The organism is Chryseobacterium arthrosphaerae (genome assembly GCF_001684965.1).
GTDB classification, from domain to species: Bacteria; Bacteroidota; Bacteroidia; order Flavobacteriales; family Weeksellaceae; genus Chryseobacterium; species Chryseobacterium arthrosphaerae.
Genome location: NZ_MAYG01000001.1, coordinates 3122972 through 3140846, shown reverse-complemented (window position 1 = coordinate 3140846; position 17875 = coordinate 3122972). Strand labels below are relative to the sequence as shown.

The 17875-nt window shown below is 38.8% G+C and carries 19 protein-coding genes; 17 read left to right on the top strand and 2 right to left on the bottom strand.

Annotation, left to right across the window (positions count from 1 at the left end; genetic code table 11):
- The first annotated feature begins 22 nt into the window (after positions 1-22).
- The 16 genes from BBI00_RS14125 to BBI00_RS14050 all read left to right on the top strand — a co-directional run bounded on the left by BBI00_RS14125 (position 23) and on the right by BBI00_RS14050 (position 15183).
- Complete coding sequence (locus BBI00_RS14125; RefSeq protein ID WP_002976436.1) at positions 23-328, top strand: DUF3467 domain-containing protein; 306 nt, start codon at positions 23-25, stop codon at positions 326-328.
- A 295-nt stretch (positions 329-623) separates the two neighbouring features.
- Entirely contained in the window at positions 624-3467 is a 2844-nt protein-coding gene (locus BBI00_RS14120) for a T9SS type A sorting domain-containing protein (RefSeq protein WP_228394764.1), read from the top strand.
- 12 nt (positions 3468-3479) lie between these two features.
- Positions 3480-3938, top strand: a complete 459-nt coding sequence (locus tag BBI00_RS14115) for a hypothetical protein (RefSeq protein ID WP_123843494.1) — start codon at positions 3480-3482, stop codon at positions 3936-3938.
- A gap of 73 nt (positions 3939-4011) precedes the next feature.
- The gene (locus BBI00_RS14110; RefSeq protein ID WP_165602528.1) at positions 4012-4500 is read left to right on the top strand and encodes a hypothetical protein; all 489 of its coding nucleotides are present in this window, start codon (positions 4012-4014) and stop codon (positions 4498-4500) included.
- A 39-nt stretch (positions 4501-4539) separates the two neighbouring features.
- Complete coding sequence (locus BBI00_RS14105) at positions 4540-6729, top strand: TonB-dependent receptor (RefSeq protein WP_065399363.1); 2190 nt, start codon at positions 4540-4542, stop codon at positions 6727-6729.
- Between the two features lie 267 nt (positions 6730-6996).
- Complete coding sequence (locus tag BBI00_RS14100; protein ID WP_065399362.1) at positions 6997-7647, top strand: Crp/Fnr family transcriptional regulator; 651 nt, start codon at positions 6997-6999, stop codon at positions 7645-7647.
- Positions 7648-7774: 127 nt separating this feature from the next.
- The gene (locus BBI00_RS14095; RefSeq protein WP_065399361.1) at positions 7775-8617 is read left to right on the top strand and encodes a DUF5777 family beta-barrel protein; all 843 of its coding nucleotides are present in this window, start codon (positions 7775-7777) and stop codon (positions 8615-8617) included.
- A 1-nt stretch (position 8618) separates the two neighbouring features.
- Positions 8619-8969 (top strand): c-type cytochrome, encoded by a 351-nt coding sequence (locus BBI00_RS14090; protein WP_065399360.1) that lies wholly within the window; start codon positions 8619-8621, stop codon positions 8967-8969.
- 12 nt (positions 8970-8981) lie between these two features.
- A complete protein-coding gene (locus BBI00_RS14085) occupies positions 8982-9527 on the top strand; it encodes a YceI family protein (protein WP_065399359.1) in 546 nt (181 codons plus the stop codon).
- The gene (locus BBI00_RS14080) at positions 9524-10048 is read left to right on the top strand and encodes an ankyrin repeat domain-containing protein (protein WP_065399358.1); all 525 of its coding nucleotides are present in this window, start codon (positions 9524-9526) and stop codon (positions 10046-10048) included. Before BBI00_RS14085 ends, BBI00_RS14080 begins: the two co-directional genes overlap by 4 nt.
- A gap of 1 nt (position 10049) precedes the next feature.
- On the top strand, positions 10050-10814 hold the full coding sequence (locus BBI00_RS14075; RefSeq protein ID WP_065399357.1) for a T9SS type A sorting domain-containing protein: 765 nt from the start codon (positions 10050-10052) through the stop codon (positions 10812-10814).
- A 151-nt stretch (positions 10815-10965) separates the two neighbouring features.
- A complete protein-coding gene (locus tag BBI00_RS14070; protein ID WP_065399356.1) occupies positions 10966-11565 on the top strand; it encodes a GrpB family protein in 600 nt (199 codons plus the stop codon).
- A 24-nt stretch (positions 11566-11589) separates the two neighbouring features.
- Complete coding sequence (locus tag BBI00_RS14065; protein WP_065399355.1) at positions 11590-11985, top strand: cytidine deaminase family protein; 396 nt, start codon at positions 11590-11592, stop codon at positions 11983-11985.
- Positions 11986-12014: 29 nt separating this feature from the next.
- Complete coding sequence (locus BBI00_RS14060; RefSeq protein WP_065399354.1) at positions 12015-12866, top strand: GNAT family N-acetyltransferase; 852 nt, start codon at positions 12015-12017, stop codon at positions 12864-12866.
- 107 nt (positions 12867-12973) lie between these two features.
- Entirely contained in the window at positions 12974-14257 is a 1284-nt protein-coding gene (locus BBI00_RS14055; RefSeq protein WP_065399353.1) for an alkaline phosphatase family protein, read from the top strand.
- A gap of 119 nt (positions 14258-14376) precedes the next feature.
- Positions 14377-15183 (top strand): alpha/beta hydrolase, encoded by an 807-nt coding sequence (locus BBI00_RS14050; RefSeq protein WP_065399352.1) that lies wholly within the window; start codon positions 14377-14379, stop codon positions 15181-15183.
- 82 nt (positions 15184-15265) lie between these two features.
- Here the strand turns inward: BBI00_RS14050 and BBI00_RS14045 are convergent, their stop codons facing one another.
- On the bottom strand, positions 15266-16144 hold the full coding sequence (locus tag BBI00_RS14045; protein WP_065399351.1) for an NAD(P)H-binding protein: 879 nt from the start codon (positions 16142-16144) through the stop codon (positions 15266-15268).
- Between the two features lie 153 nt (positions 16145-16297).
- Here BBI00_RS14045 and BBI00_RS14040 point away from each other — a divergent pair, with 153 nt between their 5' ends.
- Positions 16298-16726 carry a winged helix-turn-helix transcriptional regulator gene (locus BBI00_RS14040; protein ID WP_083988505.1) on the top strand — a complete coding sequence of 143 codons (429 nt, stop codon included), beginning with the start codon at positions 16298-16300 and terminating at the stop codon, positions 16724-16726.
- A 52-nt stretch (positions 16727-16778) separates the two neighbouring features.
- On the opposite strand, the gene BBI00_RS14035 is transcribed toward BBI00_RS14040, so the two are convergent.
- Positions 16779-17831 (bottom strand): NAD(P)-dependent alcohol dehydrogenase, encoded by a 1053-nt coding sequence (locus BBI00_RS14035; protein ID WP_123902281.1) that lies wholly within the window; start codon positions 17829-17831, stop codon positions 16779-16781.
- Positions 17832-17875 lie beyond the last annotated feature (44 nt).

Below are 17875 nucleotides of genomic sequence, written 5' to 3'. Positions count from 1 at the left end.
TTTAAAAACATAATTTATAACAATGGACAACAATCAAAATCCACAAGACGGAAACATCAACATCGAATTAAACGAAATGGTAGCTGCTGGTATCTATGCTAACTTAGCTTTGGTAAACCACTCTCCATCTGAATTTGTAGTAGACTTTATTCAGTTGATGCCAGGTGTTCAGCAGGCTAAAGTAAGATCAAGAGTTATTCTTGCTCCACTTCACGCTAAAAGAGTATTAAACGCTCTTCAGCAGAACATCGCTAACTACGAGCAGCAGTTCGGAGAAATCAAAGAAGTTGAGCCTTTCGTATTAGGTGGAAACAACGTACAAGCATAAGATTTCTTTTACAATAAAATAGAATGCCCCGGTTTTTATCGGGGCATTTTTTATTAAGTCTTGACACTGCCTCAAGTTTTCCAAAGAAAATTATTTCACTTTGCGGTATTAATTCACAATCCTGTTCTTTTTTTCATTTTTTTATATTTTCTTAAATTTTGACATTGTTTTAATGAATTTAAATATTTAAAATGCAATTTGTATTTTATTATTGATTTTGAATATAAATTAATAATAATTGTTTGTGCATTTTAGAAATATCTCATGTAACTTATCTACATTTGCGAAAAATTGAATGGAAATGAAACTCTACCCTATTGCAGCGGTTCTTCTTTTTATGGGCGTACATGCTCAGAAACAAAACACAGTTGAGGAGAATCAGAAACACTTACAAAAGCTTTATGCAAAATATGACAAAGACCTTAAAAAGGTACATAAAAATGCAAAAGCAGCAGGAATACCTCCTAATTTATATAATGAAGAGGACTATAAAAGAACCATGGACCCTGTGACCGGGAGAACTAATTTTGAAGAATTGGCAAAGCTCAACCAGGAGATTGTTTCCGGAAAATATGAGGCGACACAGCCAATGTCTTTTCTTTCCAATCATAGCTCTGCTTCAGGTAAGATCATCAATGAACCCTGGATTGAAAGAGGTCCCTACAGCGTAGGAGGAAGAACAAGAGCCATTATGTATGATCCTAATGATGCAACAGGCAAAAGAGTTTTTGCAGGAAGTGTTTCCGGCGGGCTTTGGGTGAATCAGGATCCCTCTGTGTCTACTAACGAATGGCAGCCCTTAAGCACGTTCTGGGCAAATACTTCAATTTCATGTATTGCTTATGACCCGAACAATCCTCAGGTCTTTTACGTAGGAACAGGAGAGTCATCTACTACTGATGCTGTGGGATCCGGAATATGGAAGTCCACAGATGGGGGAGCAACCTGGACGCAGATTTTTACCATTCCGGTAACGTATTCTTCTACCGGGGTAAGAAACGGAAATTTTTATATCAATGATATCAAAGTAAGAAATAATAATGGGGTTTCAGAAGTATATGCCGGAGTAAGCGGTGCCTATGTCGGAATTTCATTTAATGACGGATGGCAGGGATTAAGCCAGGCCGGGTTATATAAATCCACAGACGGCGGAACAACATTTACCAAAAATAACAGCTTGCTGGCTCTTAATACGACAACTGGTTTAACCAGCACAACAGGGTATTCTATTCAACAGATAGAAATAGGGGCAGATAATGCAGTATGGGTTTCTACCAGATCTTCCCGGTTTACAAACATAGACTCCGGAGGGAGAATTTTTAAATCTACAGACGGAAATACCTTTAGCCAGGTTTATAATGTTGGAAGTTCCGGCTCAAGAGTAAACTTCACTCTTTCTAAAACAGATGCCAATAAAATATACGCATTTATGCAGGGAGTTGGTACTGCAGAGCCCATCAGGATTGCAAAATCTGCAGATGGAGGAACCACCTGGCAGGCAACCAATGATGCAACCCCGGTTTTAACATTACCTACAGCAACGGATACCAGTATTCCTGCTAATGACTTTACCAGGGGACAGTCTTTTTATGACCTGATCATTGAGGCAGATCCTCAGGATGATAATACATTATATATAGGAGGTATTGATTTATTTAAATCTACCAATGGAGGGACCAGCTGGACCCAGATTTCAAAATGGTCTAACAACAATAATATGGCGGCTCTGCAGGTTTCACAGGTACATGCTGACCAGCACGAAATTGTTTTCAACCCTTTTAACAATTACTCCACAGGACAAATGATGTTTGGAAATGATGGGGGGATTTACTATGCTGCCAATAAAGCAAATATTGGTGCTGTTGGAGGTCTTGCAGCAAGAAATACCAGATATAATGTAACGCAGTTTTACTCTGCAATGTTAAATCCGATAAAAACACCTTCCAATGAAGAATTATTAGCAGGTGCTCAGGATAACGGCTCATGGTGGCTATATGGGGTGCCACAGGCGAATAACTTCCTTACTTCTCAGTCGGCTACAGGGGGAGACGGTATGTATACAGAATATGACGATCAGGATAATTATGAAATTGCCAGCTACGTATACAATAGCCATTATATATTACTGAATACCGGTACTTATTATCTGATAACCAGTGCCAACAGAAATGCAGGGCATTTTGTAAATGAAATTGCTTTAGACAGAAATAATGATGTATTCTTTTCTTACCGTTCCGGGCTTACCCTCTTCAGAACAAGCGGACTTTCAGCTACATCTACATCATTTACGAATAATACGGTAACTGTAGGTACTGCACAGAGCGGAGAACAGATTTCCTGGATGAAAGTATCACCTCATACTACTGCTTCCACCACACTTTTTGTAGGAACGAACCTTGGAAGAATCTTTAAAATCACCAATGCCAATACCGCATCATACGCCTCTGCCTTATTGGCCTCTTCACCGGTGACGGGAACTGTCTCTGATATAGAATTTGGCGCTAATGAGAATGAAATCATTGTAACTTTTTCCAATTATAATCTGGCCAGTGTATTCTATACTACAGATGGTGGAACTACCTGGCTGAATAAAGAAGGCAATCTCCCTGATATGCCGGTAAGAACGGTATTAAGAAATCCTGATAATCCAAACGAAGTATTGCTGGGAACGGAAATGGGAGTTTGGGGAACAACTAATTTCCTTGCTACAACCCCTGAATGGGCTTCTGTAACAGGAAATATAGGCAATGTAAGAATTACCAATTTAGATTACAGACCTTCTACCAAAACAGTATTGGTTTCTACTTATGGAAGAGGTGCATGGACAACACAGAATACAGAAACTGCATTATCAACAACAGAGACCAAAACTAAAAAGAACCTGAATATCATATATCCGAATCCGTCAAAAGGAATTTCTCATTTGAGATTTGATACTGCTAAATACAGCACTGTGGATATAAGCATCGTAGATGGATCAGGAAGGCTTGTATACAGTAAGAAAAATGTAAAGTCTGATGAAGAGTTTGGACAAAAAATGGTACCTGGAAACTATATATTAAAAGCCGAATCCAAAGGCGAGATTGTGTATAGCGGTAACTTCCTGGTATTAGGACGTACAGGCGGTGATGATGATTAAGCAATGAATCAGATGTATTTAATATTATTTTGGGTACTGGCTTCCTGCGGGAGGCCGGTACCCTCTTTATATCAGGATAAAACAATATCGCTACACTCTGCTGAAAAAACAGAATGGGTAGGAGGCAGAGCAGGTGTAAGAGGGACCATGTATACCATTATATTAAAGAAAAACAATACCGGTATTGTAACAGTAAAAACGTTGAGAGCAGAAGGAAACATCATTCCGTTTACCCAGAATAATATTGGAAACACCATTACACTGAGAGGAAATTTTCAGCATAGAAATGATGAAGATACCCGGACTGCTGATCAGGCCCCTTCGGGAATTTCTACAGAGAATCCTGTTCCTCAAAAATTACATCCAAAAGATAATTGGATAGAATACACTGTAAAAGGTTCTCAAAAACTGCATAGAATAAATATTTCTAAATTCACTGCTGTAGAATCTTCTGAAGAACCTGCTCCTTAATATCTTTCATTCCTTGAATAAAAAACTATTTTTTATTTTCCTTTGTATTCCGGTCATTATGTTATTCAGCAACATGATCTGTTCTGTAATGTCTCATGTCAAAAGAGAACTCTATGCAAAAACGCAATATACGATCAAACGGAGTAATCTGAGAAAAGGAGAAACAATCTGTTTCACAGAAAATGATCTTACGGAAGCAGAATGGAGGGAAGAAAAAGAATTTACCCTTAACGGGCTTTCTTATGATATTATCAGCGTCAGTATTGTGAACGGAAAAAAAACATATTTCTGTTATATTGACAAAAAAGATATCATCATCAATTCATTACTGGATTTTTCAAAAAAACTGGCGGTCAAAAAAACCTATATAAAACGGCAGATTGATCTTCCGGTACATGAGAAAAATATCTTTAAAACTTCTCATTTCTTTGTTGATTTTGATAAAAATGATCTCCGGTTTACTTCTGTTTTTCATTTGAAAATAATACATAACCTTTACAATCAATCAGAAAAGAATCATTATTTATCCATTATTATACCTCCTCCGGAGCCAGCTCTGTGATACAGTGGATATAATATTAATGGTAATAAATTTTAAATAATGAAAAGATACATATGCATAGCAGCGCTGTTAGGCTGCTCTATTGCCCATGCTCAGCAGAATCAGGAGGGCTCAATTGACGAAATCAACATCCTGGGAAGGAAAAAAATAAAACAGGAACGGGCAGAATTCAAAAGACACGCACAATCAGTGGAAACACTTTCAGAAGAAGATCTTAACAGAAACAATCCGGCTGCAATCGACCAGACTTTGTCTACCATGCCCGGACTTCAGGTGGATAAAAGGACCAACTTCGGAGGACAGAGAATTGTTCTGAGAGGGTACGGAAATGACCAGAAATTCAACAACTGGGGGATAAAAGCGTATTGGAATAATATGCCACTCACCACCGCAGAGGGAATCACAACCCTTGACGATATTGATTTTGCTTATGTAACGAATGTAGAAGTTATTAAAGGGCCTGCTGCCACAATGTACGGTGGAGGCGTAGGTGGAGCGGTACGTTTCTACACCCGTCCGGACTTCACGAAAGGAGCATCTGTTTCGGAAAATGCAATGTTTGGAGCATTTAAAACCTTCCAGTCCAGAACACAACTGAACGTTGCGGATGATAATTATTCCGTGAGTGCAGCTTATGGACATCTTGAAACTGATGGCTACAGACCGAATGGAAGCGGACTGAAAAATTTTTTCAACGTAAACGGTACCGTTAAGCTGGGCAAAAAAGATCAGCTGAGCTTCTTTGCCAGCCAGGCATATTCCTATGAACATACTTCCGGACAGATTTCCTATAATGATTACTATGCAGGAATTGATAACGGAAATGCAGCCTATATTCGTAAAAATGCAGGAACCAAAATAAAATCAACCAGAGTAGGATTGAGTAATATGGTAAGCCTTACTTCCAATTTTAGGAATTATACCACTTTATTCTATTATAACGGAAATACGGAAAGTGTTTCTGCCGGAGCCTATGGTATTACCAGCGCTCCCAATGTGGGATTACGTTCTACCTTTACCCTGAAGAATGAATTTAAAGACTTTGAAAACCGTTTGGACTTTGGTGCTGAAATACAGAATTCGGCTTCCACAACATCAAGCTACCGTTTTACAGGTTCAGAAACAATTCCATTGCAGACAACAGGAATGAAAGATGCTTCTTATTTCAAATATAATAATAACCAGTCCACTTATTTTGTCATTGATTATCTTACTTACAAACCCTGGGGACTTACCTTGCTTGCAGGACTTAGTGCCAATAGAACCAATTATGACAGAAAAGACCTGTATGCATTGCCGGAGTTGATTCCCGGCCGTAAAGATCAGTCATTTAATAAAAAATATGACATGGCATACACTCCGCATTTTGCTTTACAGAAAGAATGGAAGCACCAGATCTTTAATTTGAGTTACAGTGAAGGATACAACTCTCCTACCGCAGCTTCTTCATTTATTACAGCAACGAATACCGTAAATGATGACTTAAAGCCTGAACGGGCGAGAATGTTTGATTTCAGTGTCCATGGGCTGCTACTCAATACGAAATTAGATTACCGTATTTCCGCATTCAGAATTGATTATTCGGACAAACTTGCCCAATTACTCATCCCGGGAAGCACTGTTCCGGGACAAACCTATTGGACAAATACCGGGAGTCAGAAAAACACAGGATTGGAATTCAGTGTAGGATATCAATACAGAACTGAGAACTCTTTCATAGAGAGAGTGGTTCCGTTTGTAAATCTTTCTTATTATGATACAAAGTATAAGAATTTCTCTGTTTATGATCCAAAATATCAGGACCCTGATACGGGAAAGACTATAGGAAAACTCATGGTGTATGACCATAAAACAGTGGTGGGAGTTCCAAGAAATAAATATGCTGTAGGATTGGACATCTTTACCAAGCCTGGATTTTATCTTGTAAATACCTATAATTATCTTGGAAATGTATATGCTGATTTTAATAATACAAATCAGGTAAAAGGATTCGGATTGCTTAATTCCAAATTAGGATTTAAAAAGTCCTTCAATAAACTGGATGTGGATGTATACGTAATGGGGAATAACCTTACCAGCCAGGTCAATTATACTTTCCTGTTCTTAGGAAATAATATTGGGGATTGGGATCAGGGCAGTAATTACCCAAAAGGTACATCTACCGATCTTAATCCCGGGCCAGGCAAAGCTTATTTCTTTTATGGCCTGAATTTAAAATACCGGTTCTAAAATTAAAAACTGTTTCATTTTCTGAAGCAGTTTTTTTTATGGTAATCCTCAAGAGCTGATATCACTGAAAAGTTTTATTCACTAAACCCCATCGATATCTGAATAGATTGAACTATTTTTAATAGTATTCCATGTTGTTAATTGAAATGTGCATTTAAATAAACTGATTATTGATGTTTTTGTTTAAATAATAAAAGAATTTTATTTATATGATATATTGATGAGGTGATTTTATATATTTGTTGCAAATACTTGACAAAAAAAGATATGATAAGCGATCCATTTATTCTTCAGAAATTTGGTTTTTTAGGCAGTGGTTTTTCTGCAGAACTGGAAAAACATGCGGTAATGACCTCTATAAAAGCCAAGACAGAGATTATAAGGGAAGGACAGAAAAATAAGTATGTCCCTTTTCTGATCAAGGGTTCCATTAAAGTCTTTACCCTTAATGACGGGCGGGAACTTATTTATTATTATATCAAGCCCAGCGACAGCTGTCTTATGACCTTTTCTTCCATTTTTACAGATTATGTAAGCAGGGTATATGCTGTGGCGGAAGAAGACTCTGAAGCGCTGCTCATTCCTGTTTCGGTAATGCATGACTGGCTGATCCGGTTTCCCGAAATCAATAAATTATTTTACCGTGAGTATGACAGACGTTTCTCAGAAGTCATGAATATGGTGAATGATGCAGTTTTTCACAGGCTGGATAAAAGAGTGCTGAATTATATAAAGCAGCAGATTGAGCTTACCGGGAATAATCCTATCAGGATAACGCACCGTGAAATAGCCAATAATCTGGGGACTTCAAGAGAAGTGGTAAGCAGGGTATTAAAGAAAATTGAAAGTGACGGAGAAATTACCCAGACTAAAGAAGGAATAAAAATAGCTGTCAATGAGAATGTTAGATTGATCTAATTTATATTGTTTTAAAAGTTTTTGTTCCATGATTGATAAAAACAATTTCCATGGTGACTTTTATCACATATTTTTGAATTGAGAACTCTATAAGTTTGTCATATGATAATTAAATTCAAATTAAAATATGACAAAAGCTCTCTTATTTTTGTCGGTATTTTTTTCAGGTTTTGCCTTTGCACAGGAGGATCTGCTGAAAGATATTGACACCGTCAAAACCAATACGGAAACCTCACAACCCGCCTTCAAGGCCCTTCAGATTGTTACAGGACAATCTACAAAACTCCCTGCAAAAAAGGAATGGTACATTATTGTTGCCCACCGGTTCGGTGATATCAGTGCAGGATTTAAGGATTTTTTTGGTCTTGATAATGCTTCAACCAAATTAGGGGTTATTTACGGTGTTTCAGACGCTGTTTCAGTCAGCCTCTCCAGGGAAACCAATATGAAAACCTTTGAAGGCGCTGTCAAATACCGGTTGGTAAGACAAAACGAAAATTTTCCTGTAGATATTGCCGGTTACAATGTAATGGCCGTCAATACTGCTTTGGATAAAGATACTTATCCACACCTTAAGTTCAACGACAGGCTTTCTTACCTTACCCAGGCACTCATCTCAAGACGGTTTAATGATAAACTGTCACTACAGCTTACCCCTTCCTATGTTCATAAGAATCTTTATGATCCGGCCATTGAAGATAAAAATCAGTTTCTGGCAGGTTTGGGCGGACGCTATAAAATATCAAAAAGAGTCTCTGTGAATGCAGAGTATTTTGTGAATTTCGATAATCACAGTTTTTATAAAAACCCTCTTTCATTGGGGGTAGATATAGAAACCGGGGGACATGTTTTCCAGCTTTTATTCACCAATTCCCAGATCAATTCAGATATAGGATATCTTACCAATGCATCCGGCAATTGGGGAAAAGGACATATTTTCTTTGGGTTTAATCTTTATAGAGTCTTTTAATATGAAAAAATTAGTATACCTGTTGAGCTTATCCTCAATGATCATCCTGAACAGCTGTGATAGCAGGACCTATGAAGAAATATCAGACAATACCCCTATCGTATTGCCTGTAAAATATACCGCAGACATAACACCTATTATAGACAATAACTGTATCGGATGTCATTCTGCAGACGGCTTCATTAAGCCATTGGCGACTTATGATCAGGTGAAAGCCAATATAGACGGTATTCTGGACCGCATCCAAAGACCCAATGGAGATCCGGAAAAAATGCCCAAAGGAGGTTCATTATCTGCAACGCAGATCAATACTTTCATTAAATGGAAAGCTGACGGACTTAGTGAAAATTAAAAAATATTTGATATGAAAAAAGTAATATTATTGAGTGTATCCCTGCTTTCTGCCGGTTACGCATCAGCACAGAAATATAGCTCCAAGACAGGAAAGGTTACCTTTGAGGCTTCAGTACCGTTATTTGAAGATATTTATGCCCAGGATGATAATAATACCGTGGTGATCAATGCTGATACCGGGGAAATGGCCTCTGTTTCCGCTGTAAAGAACTTTCATTTTAAAACAAAACTTATGGAAGAACATTTCAATGAAAGCTACGCAGAAACGGCAAAATATCCTAAAACAACTTTCAGGGGAAAAATTACAGGATTTGATAAAACAAAACTTACGACAAGCCCTCAAAAGTACACTGTTCAGGGAACCCTTAATTTTCATGGCGTGGATAAAGCGGTTTCTTCTGCAGCTACAATATATTCAAAAGACGGGAAGATCTATATGCAAGGTAATTTTGTGGCCAGACCTGCAGATTATAAAGTGACCATTCCAAAGATGGTGACGAAGAAAATTGCGGAAAATGTAAATGTTGAGTATAACTATGTACTGATCAGACAATGAAAAACTTCATCTTAGTATTAGGGCTCATTCTGAGCAGTCTTCTGTCTGCGCAGGAAAAGGCAAAATCAATCTATGATGTTGCCAGGAGCGGAACAGTGGCCGAAGTCAAAGAGCTGATGAAACAGAATCCGGATATTATCAACCAGATTAATGAAAACGGATTTTCACCCCTGATATTGGCCTGTTACAGAGGAAATACCGAGGTTGCCAAGTATCTTATAGATCATGTAAAAGATCTGAATTATAAAAGCAGGGAAGGAACAGCCCTGGCAGGATTATCCATAAAATACAACAAAGAGCTTACAGAATATTTATTAAAGAAAAATGCAGATCCCAATATTGCAGATCCCACAGGATTTACCCCTTTGTTCTGGGCTGTAAAATTCGGGAATAAAGAATTGACAGAGCTTCTGCTGAAATACAAGGCAGATAAGACATTAAAGGATTCAATGGGAATGACTCCCTTTGAATATGCTTTAAAGGCAGACAATAAAGAAATTATCAATCTCTTAAAAAATTAATATGAAAAAAACTTTACTAACACTCAGTTTGGTCCTTGCCAATTTTGCATGGGCCCAGTTTTCATCAGGAACGGTGCCTCTTTCGGCTACCGGTATGACGGTGAAATTAGACACTACCCCTGCGGGAGTAACCCTTACAGTAACGGGGGACAGCAATTCTATGCTAGGAATTGGTTTCGGTGGGAACGGTATCGATACCGGTGGTATGGCTTCCGGTGCAGATGGTTTTATTTATAATGCTTCTGCGAACAGGGATTATTCATTTAGTGGAAAACCTAATCCTCCTACAGCAGATGCTATACAAGACTGGACTGAGACATCCAATACGGTTTCAGGAAGTACCAGAACAGTGGTTGCTACAAGATCCCTTTCAGGAGGAACCGGCGATTTTGCCATTGCCAATGCTGCAGGAACCATCAATATCTTTTACTCTCGCAAAAGCGGAGGCACTACGTTGGGGTATCATGATGCCGGAAGAGGATATGCTACATTAACAATGGCAGCCAGCACTTTATCTGTAAATGAGGCTGTTGCAGAGGCTAAAAAAACGATTCTCTATCCTAATCCTGCCAAAACATCAGTCAGCCTTAAGAATTTCGACAGCGTAAAATCCATCGGAATTTATGAAGCATCAGGAAGAAAAGTAAGATCAATAAGACCGGATCAGGAAAAAATAAATGTTGAAGACCTGAAGTCCGGAATTTATTATTTTGAAATTCTGCTGAAAGACGGAAGTACATCTTACGAAAAACTTATCAAAGAATAACCTTAAAAAAACACACCTAAATATTTCAAAAGAATGCCTCTGATTTTTCAGGGGTGTTTTTTTTTATTTATGAATTTTAAAAATTATTGAAAGGCTTTATTTTAAAGGCTTTGGCCGAAATTCCATATATTTGTATACAACCGGATCTCCCATGAAAATCACCTTTGAAAAATACAATCCATCCTGGAAAGACCAATTTGAATCCATCAGAAATGAGTTGGAAGAAAATACCGGTTTTTTGAATCCACAGATTGAGCATATTGGAAGCACATCAGTAGAAGGTCTGTCGGCAAAGCCTATCATAGACATTATGATCGGTGTACAGAATGAAGAAGATCTGGATAAAATTCCACCTTTGCTGAAAGAGAAAGACTATGTGTATTACGAAAAGTATAACGGAGAAATGCCGTATCGCCGTTTCTTTATTAAACTTACAGACCGTCCGCAGAATTTAGGACTTCCGGACATCATTCACCAGGGAGATGAAATTCCTGAGAAAATGCATGATCACAAACTGCGTATTGCCCATATTCACACCATTCCTGTTTCCTCAGAACACTGGCTTCGCCATATCGCTTTCAGAGATTATCTGCGTACACATCCTGAAGTAAGGAATGAATATCAAAAGATAAAAGAACGTCTAAGCATGCAGGAATGGCATGACGGGAATGACTATAATGAAGGAAAAGATCCGTTTATCAAAAAAGAAGAGCAAAAAGCTGTTCAATGGTATTTGGATCATCATCAATAAAAAAACAACCATAATATTTGCTGTATGAGAAAAGATCTGAAGGAAATTGCTGCCAGGTTTGCAACATCAAAAACGCTGAATGACTTTGTAGAATATGGAGGAGTAGCCGCTGCCATTGAAACAGCAGAAGGAAATGTATACACGGGGATCAGCATAGATACAGCCTGTTCTATGGGTTTTTGTGCAGAACACAGTGCTGTGGCGGAAATGCTGAAAAATGGCGAACATCTTATCAGGGCTGTGGTAGCTGTAGGTGATGACGGGAATGCTGTACCTCCCTGCGGACGCTGCAGGGAACTGATGAGCCAGCTGTCAAAAGAAAACCTCAATGCAATAATAGAAGTGAAAAACGGAGTGTTTATGACTTTAAAAGAACTTTTACCCTACGATTGGAAAGAAGATCTAGGCAGGGAATGGTAACTTTTTAATCTGAAATTTTTAAACAACATATGACAATAGAATTCAAAACCCTTTCAAATACGAGTGTAGAAGATGTTTTATCCGTATTCAACCATTCATTTTCAGACTATATCGTCCCTTTTCATCTGTCAGAAGAACAGCTGATGACAAAAATTGTGGCGGAAAAAATAGATTTTGAGATATCGGTAGGTGCATTTGAAAATGATAAGCTGGTCGGATTTATCCTTCAGGCTGAAAAAACAGGAAATGGCGGGAAAACTATATACAACGGAGGAACAGGAGTAGTTCCGGAGAGCAGAGGAAAAGGGCTGGTAAGAAAAATGTATGACTTCATCATTCCCATATTGAAAGAAAGAAATGCAGATACGCTGCTTCTTGAGGTTATTGAAGGTAATAATGCTGCAATCAGGGCCTATGAGAACTTAGGCTTTCATAAAGTTCGGAGACTGCTTTGTTTTAACGGAAATATTAATCCGGCAGAAGGAAATACCGAAATATCTGTTCGGGATATGAAAGACTTCCAGTGGGACAGATTATCCGCTTTCTGGGATATTGAGCCGTCGTGGCAGGGATCTGTTTTTGTACTGGACCCAATGCCAGAAAGTTATATTACGTTGGGAGCTTATGCTGATGAAAAACTGGTGGGCTATATCATTTACGGACCTGCCGCAAAAAAGGTATACCAGGTTGCAGTAGATAAAGAATACAGAAAACAGGGAATAGGAACGAAGCTTTTCAATGCAATCCGGGAAAAAAATAACGGAGAAACCATTTCCCTTAACAATGTGGATGATATTTCTGAAGACTCAGCTGCCTTTTTATCAAAAACAGTAGGACTTAAAAATCCTGTTTCTCAATTCGAAATGAAGCGGAGCATTTGATCATAAAATTTTTTTGAACAGGAGAATGAGAGGTTTTTAATATACTTTTAACCTCTTAAACTTTTCAGGCAGCAGCAGAGAATGTACCTTTGCCCAAAATTTAAACAATGAAGCAAGGAATACACCTTTTGCTGCTGCTTATTTCCTTTACGGTTTTGGCACAGCAGGCCAATACGGATACAGCTCAGGTAACAATACCGGGCCGTCACAATAATATTGAAGCACAGTCCAAGCCTTACGTTATCATGATCTCTACAGACGGTTTCCGTTATGATTATGCTGAAAAATATAACGCTCAAAATCTACTCAGGCTTTCCAACAGCGGAATCAAAGCAAAGGCAATGATCCCAAGTTATCCGAGTATTACCTTTCCCAATCACTGGAGCCTGATTACCGGTCTCTATCCTTCCCATCACGGGTTGATCGATAATTTCTTCTATGATTACAAGCGTAAGGAATCTTATGCGCTCAGCAATAAGAAAAATGCTGAGGACGGAAGCTGGTACGGAGGAACTCCACTTTGGGGATTAGCAGAAAAACAGGGCTTGGTAACAGCCTCTCTGATGTGGGTGGGCTCTGCCAGTGATGCCGGAGGATTGAGGCCTTCTTATTATTATCCTTATCACGAAAAATTTACCCCTTCCGAAAAAGTGGAAAAAGTGGTGAACTGGCTGAAATTACCTGAAGATACAAGACCACATTTTATTTCTTTATATTTCCCGGAAGTAGATGGAAGCGGGCATCATTACGGTCCGGATACCAAAGAAACCGAAACTGCCGTTCATCTGATCGATCAGGCTATTGGTGATCTGGTACAGAAAGTAAATGCATTAGGCTTAAAAGATGTCAACTTTGTGTTTGTTTCAGACCATGGAATGATTAAAGTAGATGGAGGGACACCGTTAGAAATTCCTTCGGTTCTTTTGGATAAAAACCGGTTCGATTTTTATAATTCCCAGACCCTGTTGAGGGTATATGTAAAAAATCCTGATGAGGTAAAGGCCGTATACAAAGAACTCAAAGCAGACAAAACAGAAGATTACGAAGTATATCTGGATAAAAAACTTCCGAAATACCTGCATTTTGCAACAAGAGATGACCGCTACAACAGGATAGGGCAGATTCTTCTGATTCCTAAAGCTCCGAAAATATTTTTAGAAAAAGGCAAGAAAACCTCAGTAGGAAAGCATGGCTATGATCCCCGTATTGTTCCGGAAATGAAAGCTACATTCTATGCCTGGGGACCGGAATTTAAAAACAATATGGTCATCGACGAGTTTGCCAATGTAAATGTGTATCCTCTGGTTGCTGAAATTTTAGGCTTAAAAATTGACCATCCGGTTGATGGAAAGCTGAAAGTGCTGAAAGAAATTCTGAAAGAGAAAAAATAATAATTAAAGCTGAAACTGAGATCATAAAATCGCAGTGTATCATGAACAGATACATTGCGATTTTGTTGAATATAGGTTTGTTATCAATAAAAAGCACTACTTTTATTAAAAAAATAAACATGAAGTATAGGTTACTATTCGTATTTTTATTGCTGTTGAGCTGCCAGGTATTTTCTCAGAATCAGGATCCTGTTCCGGCACATGATGATTTTAAAATCGAGTCGAAAGAAGTAGGTGAAACCAGAACCATTAATGTATGGAAGCCTTCCGGCTACGATAAAAGCTCAGCAAAATTTTCGGTTTTATATATGGCAGACGGAGGCATCCAGGAAGATTTTCCCCATGTTGCCAATACCCTGGCTAAGCTTATCAAATCAAAAAAAATACCTCCTGTGATCCTGGTCGGGATTGAAAATACACAGCGCAGAAGAGACCTTACCGGACCTACAGAAGATGAGGAGGATAAAAAAATTGCTCCTGTTGTAGGTGGTTCTGAAAAATTCAGGGCATTCATCAATAATGAACTTTTTACTGAAATCAACAAACGGTACAGAACCGGCAATGAAAAAGGGATCATTGGAGAATCCTTGGCAGGACTTTTTGTAATGGAGACTTTTTTGCACCACTCTGATATGTTTGATTTCTACATTGCCATTGACCCGTCATTATGGTGGAACAAAGAATATGAAGTAAAAACGGCTAAAGAAAGCCTTGCCGGTATTGGCAAAAAAACTAAAAAGCTGTGGTTTACTTCATCCGGTGAAAAAGGAATTTCCGAAGCTGTAAATGGATTGTCCCAGGTACTGAAAGCAACGGAGATGAAAAATGTGAAATGGAAATATGAAAAAGCACCTGGAGAAACCCATGCTACTATTTTCAGGGCCAGTAAAGAAAAAGCTTTAATCTGGACTTTTACCACTAAATAATCGGACAGATATAATTTTGTTACTCAAATAATACTTTTCGGCGCACCTTTGGTGCGCCGAAAAGTATTTATCATATTTCAATTTAAAATTTAGAAGAAAATTCCTTCGCAAAATCTTCCAGCTTTACACTTCCCGTAACAGGAGATCCGTGCTCAACGAAATCCCTTTGCACAGTACCGGTTCTCAATCCTTTTCCCATTTCAACATACAATTCTGCCATATCGTAAGGTAAACCTGCCTGAAGCATTCCGTTCAAGGCATCTTCATCGGAGAACTCTACCCATGGAAGTTCCGGTTTCTGCACAGATGCGCCTAAAACTTTGGCAAAATCAGAAGCCTTTCGCTGGTCACTTACAATGTACCGGATATTTTTACCGGTATGGTCTTTCAGCAGTTCTTCAGCGGCTGCTTTGGCAATGTCATTGGGATGTACCACAGGGATTTCTATATCTCCGGCATAATTACCGCCTATAATTCCTGCATTTTGGATCAGTGGAATGTCATTAAAGAAATTCGTATAGAAATATCCCGCTCTTAAAAACGTGAAAGAAGTGTTCTCAAGCTGATGATATAGATTTTCAATATGATGAAGTCCTTTGATAGGTCCATTTTCTACAGGAGATGCCGCCCCTACGCTACTGAGCATAACCGCTCTTTTCACATTGGCGTTCTTTAAAGCTTCTGCATAATTTTTTCCTGCATTGATCGTCTGCTCCACAATATGATTTTCACTGATGGCAGGAGGAGTCATTACAAAAACGGCATCTGCCCCCTGGAATGTCTGGGTCAGGAAATCTACATCTGTAATAGATCCGATAGCCGGAGTTGCTCCCAGAGATTCAATATCGTGTTTTCTGGTTTCGTTACTGCTGATAACAGTAAGATCGTGTCCAGCTGCAGCCAATTGCTGGGTTAATGGTTTTGCTACATTTCCTAATGATCCGGTGATTACAATTTTCATAAGTAAATTTTTTATTGTTTTTAATGATTGTATGTAATAGCTGAATGAATTGATCAGGCATCAGCAATTTCATACAAATATTTTTTTATTTCTGAGAACAAAGGTATATTTGTACTTACTTTTATACAAGTACTTACCCTAAAGTATGTGACAATGACAGCAATCAAAGAAAGCTCAACGATTCAGGAAAATAAAAAAATAGTGCAGGATTGTCCTGTAATGTATGTAATGGAAAGAATAGGTGGATTCTGGAAGCCTATTATCCTGTTTAACCTTTCCACAGGAGAGAAAAGATACAGCGAATTGAAAAAAGCAATTCCTGCCGTGACGGAAAAAATGCTGATTCAGCATCTGAAACAACTGGAAGCAGACGGATTGATCATCAGAACCGCAAAACCTGTAGTGCCGCCACATGTGACGTATAAGCTGAGTGAAGCAGGAAATGAACTGGCTCCTGTCATTGATGCCATGGCTGCATGGGCCTTCCAGGATATGGAAAGGAATGATATAAGATGTACAGAAGGAAACCGATATAGAGTGAATCAGGATCAGAATGCCTATAGCCGGAATCTTAAAAAATAAAACAGGCGCTTCAGATAGAAGCGCCTGTTTCTGTGACTGTTTTACAGAAGAATTACAAAGACTTCATATCAATGACGAAACGGTATTTTACATCACTTTTGAGCATTCTTTCATACGCATGATTGATATCCTGCATCCTGATCATCTCAATTTCAGAAACAATATTGTGCGTTCCACAGAAATCCAGCAATTCCTGGGTTTCTGCAATACCTCCGATGACAGAACCTGCTACAGACTTTCTTCCCAGAATTAAAGGAACTGTGTTCAAGATCGGCTCCAATCCGCCCAGATAGCCCACCAGGACATGGGTTCCGCTGATATTTAAAGTAGTTACATAAGGGTTTACATCATGTACATACGGAACCGTATCAATAATGACATCAAACTTTCCTTTCACCGACTTCATCTGCTCTTCATCGGTAGAAATAATCACATGGTCAGCCCCTAATTGTTTTGCATCTTCAGTTTTTCCTGGTGTTCTGGAGAATAAAGTTACTTCCGCTCCTAATCCTTTTGCCAGTTTTATAGCCATATGCCCTAATCCTCCCAATCCTACTACAGCTACTTTTGAATCCGGACCTACATTCCAGTGTCTCAAAGGGGACCATGTCGTAATCCCGGCACACAAAATAGGTGCTACGGCAGCAGGGTCCAGATTTTCAGGAACTTTTAGAACATGATGGGAATCTACCACTACTTTCTGGGAATATCCCCCGAAAGTATGACCTCCGGAATGTTTGTCGTGACCATTATAGGTTCCGGTAAATCCATTCAGACAGTATTGTTCGAGATCGTGCCGGCAGCTTTCACAATGCCCGCAGGAATCTACGATACAGCCTACTCCCGCAAGGTCGCCCACTTTAAATTTGGAAACCTCGTTTCCTACTTTAGTGATTCTTCCGATGATCTCATGTCCGGGAACAGCAGGGTAGAGGGTTCCGCCCCAGTCGTTTCTTGCCGTATGAAGGTCAGAGTGGCAGACCCCGCAGTATAGAATTTCGATTTCTACATCCTTAGGGGTTACTTCTCTTCTTTCAATATTCATCTCTTTCAGATCAGCTGTTTTGGATTCTGCTCCGTAAGCTTTTACTGTAAATGTGCTCATTTGTTTATTTAGTTTTAAATTAATTTCAGATTAAAAATTATGGT